Here is a 13,033-nt window from a genome sequence, read left to right as displayed (position 1 = left end):
GCGGCAGGCCGTGGCGAGAATGGTGATTTTCGAGTACCGGAGCGCAATGTACTTGAAGTACATGAGCACTGGAACTTGAGACAAAGCGCCATTTACAGACCGGCATGGCGACTTTTGGAACAGGCTCTGAGACATTTAAACTGTTTAAATATTGCGGGCGCGGGAACTCCATAGGTTGATGATAGCTGTTCATGGCAACGCGCATACTCATAGCGGATGACGATCCGATTCATCGACGCAATCTGGAAGAGATAGTCATGCGCATTGGCTATCGGACCATCCTTGCGGATGGCGGCACCAGCGCGCTCGGTTTTGTAAGCCAGCGCAAGGACATCGTCCTGATGCTGCTCGATCTGGCCATGCCCGATATGGACGGGCTGACCGTTTTGCGGCGCATGCGCGCCGCGGGCGATGCCGTGCCTGTCATCGTTCTCGTTCAAAATGACGATCTTCGGCCGGTTTTGCAGGCCATGAAGCTTGGCGCGGTCGATTTCGTGACCAAGCCGGTCGCTTCCGAACGGGTGCAGGTTTCCATCGCCAATGTCTTGAAGATCGATGCGCTGACGCAGGAAATCCGCCGTGCCCGGTCGTCCCTGAAGGCACATCTGGCGCTTTCCGACATGGCCACCAAAAGCCCGGAAATGGAGCGGGTCGCCGTTCTGGCGCGTCGCGCCTCGGCGCTGGACGCGCCGCTTTTGATCGAAGGCGAGCCCGGCAGCGGCAAGGAAACGCTGGCGCGTGCCATTTGCAGCGGCGGCGCGCGCTGGCGCGGCCCTTTCGTCACCGTCGATTGCCGCACCCTCACGATGGAGGATGCCGATGAGATTTTCTTCGGCGTTTCGACCGCACGGCGCGACCGCCGCGACAACGACGCGCTGCGAAGCCTTGGAAAGCTGGCCGAAGCCGATGGCGGCACGCTTTTCCTCGACGAGGTGGGCGCGCTGCCGCGCCATACGCAGATCAAGCTTTTTGCCGCCATGCAATCCGGCCAGTTCGAAACCGGTGGGAGCGGTGAGCGTACCCTTTCCAATGCGCGCATCATGGCGTCGAACAGTAGGCCCCTGGCCGATCTGGTCCATATGGGGCGCTTTCATGCCGGGCTTTACCATCTGCTTGGCTCTTTTGCCGTGACCATGCCGCCGCTGCGCAACCGTCTGGAAGATATTCCCATCCTGCTGCACCAGTTCATGATGCGTTATGTCAGCGAGGAGCGGATGGGGCACATTACCGGCATCACCACCTATGCGCTGGAAAAGCTGAAGGCTTATCATTGGCCCGGCAATGTGCGGGAACTGAAAAATGCCGTTTATCGGGCTGTGCTTCTCTGCGAGACTGGCGAACTGACGGCGGCGGATTTCGCCCAGATTCGTGCGGGAGCGGAGGCTGCAAGGGCGGGGCAGCAATCCGCCCGGTTCAATCTTGTCGATCACGATCCGGGCATGAGCGGCTCGACGGGCGTGTTCAGCGGGGTTGACGGGGCAGGCGAGGTGCGCACGCTTGCCGCCGCCGAGGAAGAAATGATCCGCTTCGCGATCGCGCATTATGACGGCCAGATCAGCGAGGTGGCCCGGCGTCTGGGCATCGGGAGAACCACGCTTTACCGGAAGCTGAAGGAATATGGCATCGATGTGGCGTCGATTTCCGGCAAGGGCATGGGGATCGAGGAGGAAGGGGGAACCACCCCCTTCAACCGCATCGCCGGATGATGGAGACTGTGTAACCGTTTGAATTTTAGTTGTTTATAATAGAATTGCTGTCACCTGTCGCAGGTGCTGTTGCGGATTGAAGACTGTTAATAATTTTTTTACCATGACGAAAATAGATGCGCGTGTGTGGCTTTTTTGCCATGGTGTCTCCTCATTTGTTGTTCACTAAGCGTCCATTAACCATTAAATCCGACAATCGGAGATCAAGCGGAACCGGGACGCGGTCTTTTTGTGGCACCACAAAGAAAGTCTCGAGGAATGCCTGGAGAATGCCTCTGAGGGCGGGAAAACGGTAAGGCGATACGATTCGATGAACAGCATATCGACCATTAAGGCGCGCTTTGCGAAGGTCTGGACCGGGGTGAAGGCCAGGATGAAGGTCTCTGCATCCATGCCGTCCGCCCTTGCCGCCGCTGCGGTTTTCATGGCGCTGTCTCCTTCGCAGGCTTCGGCTGAAACCCGCTCCCTCAAGCTTTATTACGTGCACACCGGTGAAAAAGCGGAAATCGTCTTCAAGAGAAACGGCCGTTTTGATCCCCAGGGCCTGAAGAAACTGAACGTCTTCCTGCGCGACTGGCGCCGCAACGAACCGACCAAGATGGACCCGCGCCTGTTCGATCTGGTCTGGCAGGTCTATCGCTCCACCGGATCGAGCCAGTATATCACCGTGGTTTCCGCCTATCGCTCACCGGCCACCAACGCCATGCTGCGTTCGCGTTCGGCCCATACCGGCGTTGCCAAGAAGAGCCAGCACATGCTTGGCCGCGCGATGGACTTTTTCATCCCCGGCGTTCCGCTGGCGAAGCTGCGCGGCATCGGCATGCGCTATCAGATCGGCGGCGTCGGCTATTATCCGCGTTCCGGTTCGCCCTTCGTCCATATGGATGTCGGCAATGTCCGCTCCTGGCCGCGCATGAGCCGCCGCGAACTGCTTGCGCTCTTCCCCGATGGCAAGACGGCGCACCTTCCCGCGGATGGCAAGCCATTGCCCGGTTATGAGCAGGCATTGGCCATGATCGAAAGGCGCAAGGCCAGTGGCGGCGAGATCCTGATGGCCAGCAATTCCGCGCCGCGTCGCAGCAAGAGCCTGTTTGGCGCGCTGTTTGGCGGCGGCGCCGATGAAGACGAAGATAATGGCGATGTGAGCGCCCCGCCGGCAACAGCGCGTCCGGCGCGTGCAACGCCTGTTCGCCAGGCTCCGGCGGCGGTTCCGGCAGCGCCGGTCCAGCAGCCGCGTGAAACCATGGTTGCCGCCCTGCCTGCCCGTGAGGCACCGGTGCCGATGCAGGCGCCGCGCCCCGAAGCCGGGCTTGATGCCCAAGCTCAGGCCCAGGCACAAGCTCAAGCCGCAGCACCGGCTGTCGCGCTCAATGTTCCGATCCCGGCCCGCAAGCCGGCAATGGCGCCGCAGGATGCCGTGGCGCTTGCCGCAGCCGAACCTGCCGCCGATGCGGCCGCCGCCGCCCGCGCTGCGGTGGATGCGAACACGGTACAGGTTGCCGACGCCGGTACGCCGTCGCCGCTGATGAATGGTTTTGTGCCGATCCCGTCGGCTCGCCCGCAGCTTGAGGCCGAGAATGTACAGCTTGCAGCAGCCGTGATCCCTGCGGCGCGTCCGGCACGCCCCGGTGAACATGCAAGTGAACAGGCGAGCGAGCAGCCTGCCGCAAGCGGTCAGGATGCGATTGCCGCTCTGGTCAACAACGAGGAGGCTGCATCGACACAGCTTGCCGATGCGGGCAATGCGGCTGTGCCGCAGCCGGGCGAAACGGCAGCTTTCCCGCTGCCGAAGGAAGCGCCGCGTGGCAACACGCAGCTTGCCATGCTGTCGAAGAAGGATGAGATCGGCGAACTGATCGCACCGCCTGCCGACGATGATTACGACAGCAGGCTGGTTGCAGATGCCGTACCTTCGCAGGCCCCGGAAAATCCGGCAGCCGCCGCGCCTGCGGCTATCCGCAAGCGGGTCGCGGCAATCGGCAAGGCCGCTGAAACCGGCGTCCGCACCACGGCAAAGGGTGCGCGCCATGTGGCCAAGGCCCAATCCAGACCGCGCGTGGTCGTCCAGCCGGCAGCGATGCCGACTTCGGAAGTCGCCATGTCGACGGAATCCGTCTCCAGAGCCGTACCGGCAACCAATCCGGTTCTCCGCAACGATGCGCTCCGCTCGGCACCGGCGATGGTTTACACGGCAGGTTTCCAGCGCGGCAACCTGCCGACCGAACGCGCCAACCAGTTCAGCGGCAATGCCGTTACCTTCCTGACGGTGGCGAAGTTTACCGAAACCAACTGATTGCCGGACAAACGCACATCACAAAAGGGGCCTCGAAGGCCCCTTTTTGCATTCCCGTCCGGTCTGGTTCAGCTTTGCAGATCCGCTGCCTCGCGTGCAAGATCGGTGATTGCATCCCAGTCGCCCGCCTCAACGAGTTCCTTCGGGGCCACCCAGGAGCCGCCGACGCAGACAACATTGGGCAGCGACAGGTAGTTGCGGGCATTGGCAAGGCTGATGCCGCCTGTCGGGCAGAAGAATGTCCCGGCCAGCGGTGAGGACAGCGCCTTCAGGAAGGATGCGCCGCCAGCCTGTTCGGCGGGGAAGAATTTCAGATGGGTATAGCCTTCTTCACGCAGCGCCAGCATTTCGCTCGGCGTGATGGCGGCAGGCAGAAGCGGGACGTCGCTGTCATTGGCTGCGGCGACGATATATTTCGTCGCGCCGGGGCTGACGATGAAACGCGAACCCGCCTTCGCCGCATCCTCATATTGCCTGGCGTTGAGGATCGTGCCTGCGCCGACGATTGCTTCCGGTACTTCATCGGCCACCGCGCGGATGGCCTCAAGCGCTGCCGCCGTGCGCAAGGTGATCTCGATTGCGGGCAACCCGCCCTTGGCAAGCGCGCGCGCCAGCGGGACAGCGTGTTCCACCTTGTCGATCAGCAGAACCGGAATGACCGGCTGGCCTGTCATGATGGGAACGAGAAGATCGGTTTTCTGGGGCATCGGCTTGCTCGGCTGTTGAGCGCATATCGTTGATGGCATGCGCGGCTTCAGGACAAAGGAATGGAGCACCGATACAATCAGGGTAAAGGTGCGCCGTCCATATAAATCGATTTAAGTCCCCTTCTGCGGTTTGTCCACCACCGAAGGAGGCGTGTTCATGCGATCTTTCTAGAACTGTCGCATTGCTTTTGCCAGCATTGATAGGCGTCTGCCATGCGCTTGTCATATGCGTTGCGGGCAAAAGCCGGGCCATTGTAGCGGCGGGCGAATTCGCTCCAGTTGCAGGCTTTCAGCACGTCGAGAAGCTCGGCCTTTTCGATGAAGCGCAGCATCAGCCGGACCTGACCGGCAACCGATCCGCGTGCTTCCACCACAAGGTCGTCGACGGTGCGATAGCCAAGCCATTCCCAGTGGGCGCCCATGACCTGACCGAGCCCCCAGGAGGTGGATTCCAGGGCCGCCCTCTTGCTCAAGCCCATGGCGCGTTCAAGCAGGAGCCAGCGCGCGGCCTGCGATTTCGGGTTGCGTATCCGCCCGGCCACCGGCGCCGACAGGCCGTTGCTCCGCGCATGATCGCGCAGGCGGCCGGAGAGCCTGCGGTCGAAATAATGCCCTTCAAACCGGATGGCCGGTTCCTTGCCTCCGTTGATATCGAACAGCGCACGCCCGCCGCTTTCCACTTCCGCAATCGCCAGCAGAGCCGCCGGATCAATCTGTGCCGCATTTGCCATTGCCGTCAGGGCTGCAATGGTTTGGCTGTCGAACATGTATTTCTCCTCGAAAAGTTGGTCTTCGAGGCGGATTGTGATGCGACTTGGCTGCATGAGGATAAAGTTGACTTGAATTCGCCCCTTGCGAGGGTTAGTTGCGGGTTGAATTTTCAAAGAAGACAGAACCGATGAGTAATTTGCCTTTCACCGTTGCCGCCCTTTATTGCTTTGCGCCGCTCCCGCAATATGAAAGCCTGCGTGAGCCGCTGGCACAGTTGTGCTGCGCCAATGGCATCAAGGGAACCTTGCTTCTGGCGGCGGAAGGCATCAACGGGACGGTCGCGGGCAGCGCGCAGGCGATTGAAAAGCTCGTGCAGCATATCACCGCCATTCCGGGTCTGGCCAAGCCGGAACTCAAATATTCCCATGCAAGCGAAATGCCGTTCCATCGCATGAAGGTGCGGCTGAAGCGCGAGATCGTCACCATGGGCGTCGAGGGCATCGACCCCTTGAAAAGCGTTGGCACCTATGTCGCGCCGCAGGACTGGAACGCGCTCATCGCCGATGAAAATACGGTCGTGGTCGATACGCGCAACGATTATGAATATGCGATCGGCACTTTCGAAGGGGCGATCGATCCGCAGACCAAAACCTTCCGGGAGTTTCCCGAATGGGTCGAGCAGAACCGCGACAGGCTGGAAGGCAAGAAGATCGCCATGTTCTGCACCGGCGGCATTCGCTGTGAAAAGGCGACGGCCTTCGTCAAGGGCCTCGGTTTCGACAATGTTTTCCATCTCAAGGGCGGCATCCTGAAATATCTGGAAGAAGTGCCGCGCGAGCAAAGCATGTGGAACGGCGAGTGCTTCGTGTTCGATGAGCGCGTGGCCGTGGGGCATGGGCTTGCCGAAAGCGACGTGGAGCTTTGCCGCGCCTGCCGGCGTCCGCTCACGCCGGAAGACAAGCTTTCGCAATTCTTCGAGGAAGGCGTTTCCTGTGCCGGTTGCTATGATGAGCGCACTCCGGAAGATCGCGCCCGCTATGCCGAGCGCCAGAAGCAGGTGAAGCTTGCCGAGAAGCGCGGGGCGCACAAGCATATCGGCAGCTGATGCCGCATGCCCCTCATAGGGCTGGTCAAACGGATTTCACCGCATTATGGTGGCGCTGGTTGCGGAACGATCTGAATTCGTTGCGCAATTTTGGGCGGCTTTTGCATGGGCGCCCGTGCATCAAGGGTTTGACGGCATCCGGGTCGCGTTTGCCTCCATCACACCCATCATCGCAAGTCGGAGCATTCGGAATTGCCAATGCTCGCACAGGAATGGCGCCGGTTTTCCGGCGGATGATGGATTTGTCCGTGGCTTGCGGACATTATGGAGGATATTCATGAAGAAACTCATCGCTGCATGTCTCATCGCGGTTGCCGCCGGTGCCGCCTCGGTTGCGCACGCGGCCGAAAAGGTGACTGTTTTCGCTGCCGCCAGCATGAAGGACGTGGTCGAGGCGGCAGCCAGACAGATAAAGGCCAGGGACGGCACCGAAGTGGTGGCGTCGTTTGCCTCTTCGTCGGTTCTGGCCAAGCAGATCGAGCAGGGCGCTCCGGCGCAGATTTTCATTTCCGCCGATCTCGACTGGATGGATTATGTCGAAAAGGCCGGCCTGATCGACAAGGCCTCGCGCAAGGTCATTGCGGGCAATGCGCTGGTGATCGCAACGCAGAAGGATGCGCCGAAGGGCGATGCCAAGGCGCTTCTGAGCGCGGGTCGTTTTGCGATGGGGGACCCCTCGAATGTCCCGGCAGGCAAATATGGCAAGGCGGCGCTTGAAAAGCTCGATATCTGGAAGGATGTCGAGAAAAATGCGGTCTTTACGGAAAATGTGCGCGTTGCGCTGCAATATGTCAGCCGGGCCGAAGTGAAGGCGGCAATCGTCTACGCCTCCGACCGTGCGGCAGCGCCGGAACTGGTCGAGGCCTATCGCTTCCCGGCGGATAGCCATGCGCCGATCCTCTATCCGGCGGCGCTTGTTGCGAAGAATGAAACCGATGCGGCCAGGGCTTTCCTCGCTTTCCTTGAAAGCGATGCCGGTCAAACCATTATAAAGGACAAAGGTTTTGTGGGCGCTGCGGAGGCTGCCGAATAAATGATAGAAGGCAATATCTGGCAGATCGTGTCTCTGTCGCTCCGGGTTGCCGGGATAGCCATCATTGTCGCCCTGCCGGTTGCCTTTGTCGTTGCGTGGGTTCTTGCCCGGTTCCATTTTCCGGGCAAGGCGCTCATGCAGGCCATCGTCACCATGCCGCTGGTCCTGCCGCCGGTGGTGACGGGTTATCTGCTGCTGATCCTGTTCGGGGCGCGGGGCGCGCTTGGCGCGCCCTTGCAGGAATGGCTGGGACTTTCCTTCGCTTTCCGATGGACAGGGGCCGCGCTTGCTGCCGGCATCATGGCCTTTCCGCTGCTTGTTCGCCCGATCCGGCTTTCGATCGAAGGGCTTGATCGCGGGCTTGAGGAAGCGGCCCGCACGCTGGGCGCGAACCGGTTGACCGCCTTTTTCACCGTCATTCTGCCGCCGCTTCTGCCGGGCATTCTGGCGGGCGCCGTGCTTGGCTTTGCCAAGGCGCTGGGCGAGTTCGGCGCCACGATCACCTTTGTTTCCAACATTCCGGGCGAGACGCAAACGCTTTCGCTTGCCATCTATGCCCTGTTGCAAACGCCTTCAGGCGATGCCGAAGCCTTCCGCCTGATCGCCATATCCGCCGCCATTTCAATAGCCGCCGTGGTGCTTTCCGAATGGTTGCAGCGCAGGCTTGCGGGAGTAGCGAAATGAGCGGGCTTGCAGTTTCCATTACCGGCCGCAACGGCGCATTCGCCATCAAGGCTGATTTTGCCGCCGACTGGGGCGTCACCGCCTTGTTCGGCCATTCGGGCGCGGGCAAGACGACGCTTCTGAAAATGATCGCCGGAACGCTCCGCCCGCAAAGCGGGCGCATCGCGGTTGGCGATTTCACGCTGTTCGATGCGCAGATGGGCATAGACTTGCCGCCGGAAAGGCGCCGCATCGGCTATGTGTTTCAGGAAGCGCGGCTTTTCCCGCATATGAGCGTCAGGCGCAACCTGACTTATGCCCGCTGGGCAGGCCGCAGGCAGGCCACGCGCAGCTTTGACGAGGTGGTGGCGCTGCTTGGCATCGAGCCTCTCCTCGACCGGCGACCATCCACGCTTTCCGGCGGCGAGCGCCAGCGTGTCGCCATCGGCCGCGCGCTTTTGTCCGATCCTGCCCTTCTGCTGCTCGATGAGCCGTTATCCTCGCTGGACCATGCGCGCAGGCAGGAAATATTGCCGTTCATTGAAAGGCTGCGCGATGAAAGCCGTGTGCCGATTGTCTATGTGAGCCATGAAATCGATGAGGTGGCGCGGCTTGCCGACGAAATCGTGCTGTTGTCCGCTGGCCGGGTGGCGGCCAGCGGGGCGGCGGCGGATGTCTTTCCGCTGATCGACGCGGAGGGTGAAGGCGGCGGCGTGCTGCTGGAAGGCACGGTTTCGGCCTATGATGCGCGCTACAAGCTGGCGGAGATCGACCTTGGCGGAGCCTCGTTCCAGCTTGGCGACGCGGGGCTGAAACAGCATATGCATGTGCGGCTGCGCGTGCGCGCCCGCGATGTTTCGATTGCGCGCAAAGTTCCGCAAGCCATCAGCATCCGCAACCTCCTGCCCGTCACCGTGACGGGTATCGAGGCGGGCGAGGGGCCGAATGCGCATGTTTCGCTCGATTTCCGGGGCCGTCGCCTCGGGGCGCGGCTGACGCGGCGCTCGGTGGACGAGCTGGCCTTGCGCGCCGGGGACGAGGTGGTGGCGCTGGTCAAGGCGGTTTCGGTCGATCGGGCGGCGATCCGGGAAAAATGACGCGGGGAGAATAATCCGGTTTCGGCCCGGCGGGTTTTATGCTCCTGTTGCCCGGTTGGGAGAAGATGCATGACTGATTTGCAGAACTGGACGCCGCGTCCAAAGCCGCAACGCAAGGCACTTGAAGGCCGCTATGTGCGGCTGGAACCGCTGGACCCGGAAAAGCATGGGGACGGGCTTTTCGCCGCCTCCTCGGTGGACGATGCGGAGCGGCGTTTTACATGGCTGTTCGAAACGCCGCCCGCAACGCGCGCGGAATTGGAGCCATGGCTGGAAAAGGCGTCCACAAGCGACGATCCCCTGTTTTTCGCGGTGATCGACAAGGCAAGCGGCAAGGTTGCCGGGCGGCAGGCGCTGATGCGCATCGATCCGGCAAATGGCGTGATCGAGATCGGCAGCATCTATTGGGGGCCGCTGATTGCGCGCAAGCCCGCCGCCACGGAAGCGCAGTTTCTGTTCATGCAGTATGTTTTCGACGAGCTTGGCTATCGCCGTTATGAATGGAAGTGCCACAATGAAAACGGGCCTTCCAAGCGCGCGGCTGAACGTTTCGGCTTTCAGTTCGAGGGGATTTTTCGCCAGCATATGGTGGCCAAGGGCAGGAACCGCGACACGGCATGGTTCTCCATCCTCGACAGCGAATGGCCCGCGTTGAGAAAAGCCTATCAGGCATGGCTTGCGCCGGAAAATTTTGATAGGGACGGCCAGCAGAAGAAAAGGCTGGAGGAGTTTCGTGATCGTGGCTGACGGCAAGAAGAGCAATCCGGCAATCGCGGCCGCCATCATCCTGATCGGCTTCGGGGTGCTGGCCTATTTCGTGCCCAGCATCATGCTGGCGCTGGGCGAGCGCTCGCAGGTCGCGGCGATCATTTTCCCGATTGTCTTCGTCCTGGGCTTCTTCGCGATTTTCTGGCTGCGCTCGAAGCGGCAGAACAGGGATTAGCCCACCAGCGCGGCACTGAGCAGCAGCGCGCCCGTCAGCGCGATGAACAGCGCGGCGATAACTTCGATTGCCGCTTTCAGGCGGCCCGACATGGCCTTGCTGCCCGCAAAGCGCAGGGCCGTGTTCTTGGCGGTGACGGCAAGCGTGGCGAGAACGGCCACGGTGATGAATGTGCCCAACGCCATGGCAAAGACCGAGAGCAGCCCGCCCACCATCAGGCCGTTCAACAGCGCGAAAGTCAGCACGATCAGCGCGCCGGAGCAGGGACGCAGGCCGACCGAGAAAATCGCGGACCAGGCCGTCTTCCAGTTGAAATCATCGCCGAGCCTCGACGGATCGGCAATATGGGCATTGCCGCAGGCGGCGCACAGGTCGCCTTCACCGATGAAGACGTGATCGGCTGTAGCCGTCGCGGGCTTGTAATTGAGCTTGACCGTGCCGCCGGTCGCCGCCGCGCGGGTGGCTTGCGAAATACTGCCCTGCCATGCCGGGCCGCAGGCCATTGCCGGTTCGGGCGTTGCGGCGAAAAGCGACGCGGCGGGGCCTGCATCGTCGCGCTTCCTGAAAAGCTGCGGCAGTTTGCGCGCCAGAAGCCACAGGCCGAAAAACAAGACAAGCGCAAAGCTTGCAATTTCCATGGAACGGGCGGTCCGGTCCATGGAAATGCCGGTCCCGCGCAGCAGGAACCATGCGAGGCCGACAACGGCAACCGCCATGATCGCCTGCAAAAGCGATGAAATGAACGACAGGACAATGCCGCGCCGAAGCGCTGTTTCATTGGCGATCATATAGGAGGAAATCACCGCCTTGCCATGGCCCGGCCCTGCGGCGTGGAAAATGCCGTAGATGAAGGAAAGCCCGACCAGGACCGAAGCCTGCCACGGGTCTTCGCGCATGGCTTTCAGCGCGGTGGTCATGGCGAGATAGAATGTGCGCTGCTGCTCGTTCATCCAGAGGATGATATGCGCGAAAGGCCCGGTCGGCTTCATCGCCACCTCATTGGCGCCAATGCCAAGCGATGACTGTGCATGGGCCTGCGCAATAACCATCATAAGGCAAAGGGTCAGAAGGAAGGGCGACGATTTCCGCATCAGTTCGGCTTTCCTTTCGGCGCACAGTCGATCTCAAGACGGGTGGCGAAGATTTTCGACATGTCCGTGCCCGCCGGATCGTTGAAAAAGGCATCGGTCAGCGTCGCCTGGTTCTGGGCCAGCGCCTCATCCGGGTCGGGCCGCACGACCCTGGAGGCGCAGCCCGCGGGCAGGCCCTTCACAACCAGATCGCTGTCATTGGTGTAATCGATGGCCGTATAGAAAGTGGGATCATAGACACCGAAGCTGACCTTGTGGCCGGGTGCCAGCTTCAATGGCTTTTCGGGCTTGCTTGTAAAGATGATGATGAGGCGGTTGTCGGCGAAATCTGCGGCAAGATCGGTCGGCTTTGCCATTTTCACATCCTTGCCGTCTTCCAGAACGGTCTGGAAATATTTGAACTCGGCGATCGAGCCGTTGATGACATGGGCAAGGTCGGCCAGTTCCTGCCTGTCGAGTTGCAGATCGCCCTTCTTGTCGAATTCCATCAGAACGGTGGAGGAGAAAACGTCATCGAAACGCCAGACATGCGCAAGCTGCTGCACGGTGCCGTCGGGGGCGATGGAAAGTTCCAGCCGCGCTTCGGCAAAGACATGCGGATGGGCGAGCGCGAGCGTGGGCAGGCATCCCGCCGGCAATGCAATTGCGGCAGACCGGATGAAACCACGCCTGAGCCAGGACAAAACCACCATCGTAAATTCCATCAGATAACGCTTATGCCCGAAGACGGCAAAAGTGGGACGCACGCGCATTTGCGCGCAGGCGATCATATTTTTCTGGATGCGCTCAGTTCCCGCTCCCTGAACCATTGGGTCAGAAAATCGACCAATGCCCGTATTTTCGCGGGCAGGTAGCGCCGATGCGGATAGACGGCATAGATGCCGCCATCCTTGACGATGAAATCGTCCAGACAGGCCACCAGCTTGCCGCGCTCGATCTCCTCTTCGGCAATGAAGGCCGGCAGCATGCAGAAACCAAGGCCTGCCAGCGCGGCGTTCTTGGTGGCGACAGGGCTGTTCACCTCGATGGGACCGTTGACGGGAACGGTCATCATCGAGCCGTCGGTATTGCGGAAATGCCAGTTGTTGCGCGAGCGTGCATTGGTGTCGATGATGCAGGGACGCCCGGACAGGTCTTCGGGCCGTTCCGGCTTGCCGACGCGGGCGATAAGCTCCGGCGCGCCGCACAGGATGGAATGGAACGGCGACAATCGCTTTGCGATGAGAGACGAATCCTGCAAGCGCGTGATGCGGATCGCAAGGTCGAAACCTTCTTCCACCAGATCGACGAAACGGTCGTCCAGCCGCACATCGAGCACGATTTCTGGATGGGCGAGGCAGAAATCGATCAGCGACTGGCCAATCACGGCATCGGCGAACGTGCGCGGCGCGGAAAGCTTGATGCGCCCGCGTGCATCCGAACTCGTTTCACTGACGGCATCTTGCAACGCATCGATCTCGCGGATGATTTCGACCGCGCGGTGATAATAGGTGTGCCCGGCCTCGGTCAGCGAGAATTGCCGCGTGGTGCGGTTCAAGAGGCGCGCGCCAAGCTCGTCCTCCAATTCGCGCACATATTTGGAAAGCAGCGCCTTGGAGCGCCCGATCTTTCGCGCCGCGGCGGAAAAGCCTTCCGCCTCGACCACGTCGATGAAGGCGCGCATACGTGTGAGGGTGTCCATGGT

13 protein-coding genes are annotated in these 13,033 nt (G+C 61.1%); 8 read left to right on the top strand and 5 right to left on the bottom strand.

The window, feature by feature from the left end; genetic code table 11:
• Window positions 1–191: 191 nt before the first annotated feature.
• The gene (locus AVM02_RS17210) at window positions 192–1,706 is read left to right on the top strand and encodes a sigma-54-dependent transcriptional regulator (RefSeq protein WP_411508136.1); all 1,515 of its coding nucleotides are present in this window, start codon (window positions 192–194) and stop codon (window positions 1,704–1,706) included.
• A gap of 310 nt (window positions 1,707–2,016) precedes the next feature.
• Window positions 2,017–3,999: a DUF882 domain-containing protein gene (locus AVM02_RS17205; protein WP_411508135.1), complete on the top strand. Its 1,983-nt coding sequence runs from the start codon at window positions 2,017–2,019 to the stop codon at window positions 3,997–3,999.
• A gap of 68 nt (window positions 4,000–4,067) precedes the next feature.
• Here AVM02_RS17205 and AVM02_RS17200 read toward each other — a convergent pair whose 3' ends face one another.
• Window positions 4,068–4,706, bottom strand: a complete 639-nt coding sequence (locus tag AVM02_RS17200) for a 2-dehydro-3-deoxy-phosphogluconate aldolase (protein ID WP_411508134.1) — start codon at window positions 4,704–4,706, stop codon at window positions 4,068–4,070.
• Between the two features lie 155 nt (window positions 4,707–4,861).
• Entirely contained in the window at window positions 4,862–5,473 is a 612-nt protein-coding gene (locus tag AVM02_RS17195) for an N-acetylmuramidase family protein (RefSeq protein WP_411508133.1), read from the bottom strand.
• A gap of 131 nt (window positions 5,474–5,604) precedes the next feature.
• Between AVM02_RS17195 and AVM02_RS17190 the strand changes: the two genes are divergently transcribed.
• The 6 genes from AVM02_RS17190 (at window position 5,605) to AVM02_RS17165 (ending at window position 10,258) form a co-directional block, all read left to right on the top strand.
• On the top strand, window positions 5,605–6,522 hold the full coding sequence (locus AVM02_RS17190) for a rhodanese-related sulfurtransferase (protein WP_411508132.1): 918 nt from the start codon (window positions 5,605–5,607) through the stop codon (window positions 6,520–6,522).
• 277 nt (window positions 6,523–6,799) lie between these two features.
• Window positions 6,800–7,555: a molybdate ABC transporter substrate-binding protein gene (modA, locus tag AVM02_RS17185; RefSeq protein WP_411508131.1), complete on the top strand. Its 756-nt coding sequence runs from the start codon at window positions 6,800–6,802 to the stop codon at window positions 7,553–7,555.
• The gene (gene modB, locus AVM02_RS17180; protein ID WP_411508130.1) at window positions 7,556–8,239 is read left to right on the top strand and encodes a molybdate ABC transporter permease subunit; all 684 of its coding nucleotides are present in this window, start codon (window positions 7,556–7,558) and stop codon (window positions 8,237–8,239) included.
• Window positions 8,236–9,315 (top strand): molybdenum ABC transporter ATP-binding protein, encoded by a 1,080-nt coding sequence (gene modC, locus AVM02_RS17175; RefSeq protein WP_411508129.1) that lies wholly within the window; start codon window positions 8,236–8,238, stop codon window positions 9,313–9,315. The genes modB and modC overlap by 4 nt, the downstream gene beginning before the upstream one ends.
• A 69-nt stretch (window positions 9,316–9,384) precedes the next feature.
• A complete protein-coding gene (locus tag AVM02_RS17170; RefSeq protein ID WP_411508128.1) occupies window positions 9,385–10,062 on the top strand; it encodes a GNAT family N-acetyltransferase in 678 nt (225 codons plus the stop codon).
• Window positions 10,049–10,258: a hypothetical protein gene (locus AVM02_RS17165; RefSeq protein ID WP_411508127.1), complete on the top strand. Its 210-nt coding sequence runs from the start codon at window positions 10,049–10,051 to the stop codon at window positions 10,256–10,258. Before AVM02_RS17170 ends, AVM02_RS17165 begins: the two co-directional genes overlap by 14 nt.
• Here AVM02_RS17165 and AVM02_RS17160 read toward each other — a convergent pair.
• The 3 genes from AVM02_RS17160 to AVM02_RS17150 all read right to left on the bottom strand — a co-directional run bounded on the left by AVM02_RS17160 (window position 10,255) and on the right by AVM02_RS17150 (window position 13,030).
• Window positions 10,255–11,349 (bottom strand): nickel/cobalt transporter, encoded by a 1,095-nt coding sequence (locus tag AVM02_RS17160; RefSeq protein WP_411508126.1) that lies wholly within the window; start codon window positions 11,347–11,349, stop codon window positions 10,255–10,257. The genes AVM02_RS17165 and AVM02_RS17160 overlap by 4 nt on opposite strands.
• Window positions 11,349–12,053: a DUF1007 family protein gene (locus tag AVM02_RS17155; RefSeq protein WP_411508209.1), complete on the bottom strand. Its 705-nt coding sequence runs from the start codon at window positions 12,051–12,053 to the stop codon at window positions 11,349–11,351. Before AVM02_RS17155 ends, AVM02_RS17160 begins: the two co-directional genes overlap by 1 nt.
• A gap of 62 nt (window positions 12,054–12,115) precedes the next feature.
• Complete coding sequence (locus tag AVM02_RS17150; protein ID WP_411508125.1) at window positions 12,116–13,030, bottom strand: LysR family transcriptional regulator; 915 nt, start codon at window positions 13,028–13,030, stop codon at window positions 12,116–12,118.
• Window positions 13,031–13,033: the final 3 nt, after the last annotated feature.

Origin of the sequence: Brucella anthropi (genome assembly GCF_046630315.1) — a bacterium.
Taxonomy (GTDB): domain Bacteria; phylum Pseudomonadota; class Alphaproteobacteria; order Rhizobiales; family Rhizobiaceae; genus Brucella; species Brucella anthropi_A.
Note: the sequence above shows the minus strand (reverse complement) of the source record. Positions and strands in the feature narration are given on the sequence as shown.

What these genes read in the sequence shown, in the direction of transcription:
- AVM02_RS17205 (WP_411508135.1), top strand. Translation starts at nt 2,017, where the DNA reads ATGAACAGCATATCGACCATTAAGGCGCGCTTTGCGAAGGTCTGGACC.
- AVM02_RS17200 (WP_411508134.1), bottom strand. Translation starts at nt 4,706, where the DNA reads ATGCCCCAGAAAACCGATCTTCTCGTTCCCATCATGACAGGCCAGCCG.
- AVM02_RS17150 (WP_411508125.1), bottom strand. Translation starts at nt 13,030, where the DNA reads ATGGACACCCTCACACGTATGCGCGCCTTCATCGACGTGGTCGAGGCG.
- AVM02_RS17170 (WP_411508128.1), top strand. Translation starts at nt 9,385, where the DNA reads ATGACTGATTTGCAGAACTGGACGCCGCGTCCAAAGCCGCAACGCAAG.
- AVM02_RS17195 (WP_411508133.1), bottom strand. Translation starts at nt 5,473, where the DNA reads ATGTTCGACAGCCAAACCATTGCAGCCCTGACGGCAATGGCAAATGCG.
- AVM02_RS17155 (WP_411508209.1), bottom strand. Translation starts at nt 12,053, where the DNA reads ATGGAATTTACGATGGTGGTTTTGTCCTGGCTCAGGCGTGGTTTCATC.
- modB (WP_411508130.1), top strand. Translation starts at nt 7,556, where the DNA reads ATGATAGAAGGCAATATCTGGCAGATCGTGTCTCTGTCGCTCCGGGTT.
- AVM02_RS17160 (WP_411508126.1), bottom strand. Translation starts at nt 11,349, where the DNA reads ATGCGGAAATCGTCGCCCTTCCTTCTGACCCTTTGCCTTATGATGGTT.
- modA (WP_411508131.1), top strand. Translation starts at nt 6,800, where the DNA reads ATGAAGAAACTCATCGCTGCATGTCTCATCGCGGTTGCCGCCGGTGCC.
- modC (WP_411508129.1), top strand. Translation starts at nt 8,236, where the DNA reads ATGAGCGGGCTTGCAGTTTCCATTACCGGCCGCAACGGCGCATTCGCC.
- AVM02_RS17190 (WP_411508132.1), top strand. Translation starts at nt 5,605, where the DNA reads ATGAGTAATTTGCCTTTCACCGTTGCCGCCCTTTATTGCTTTGCGCCG.
- AVM02_RS17210 (WP_411508136.1), top strand. Translation starts at nt 192, where the DNA reads ATGGCAACGCGCATACTCATAGCGGATGACGATCCGATTCATCGACGC.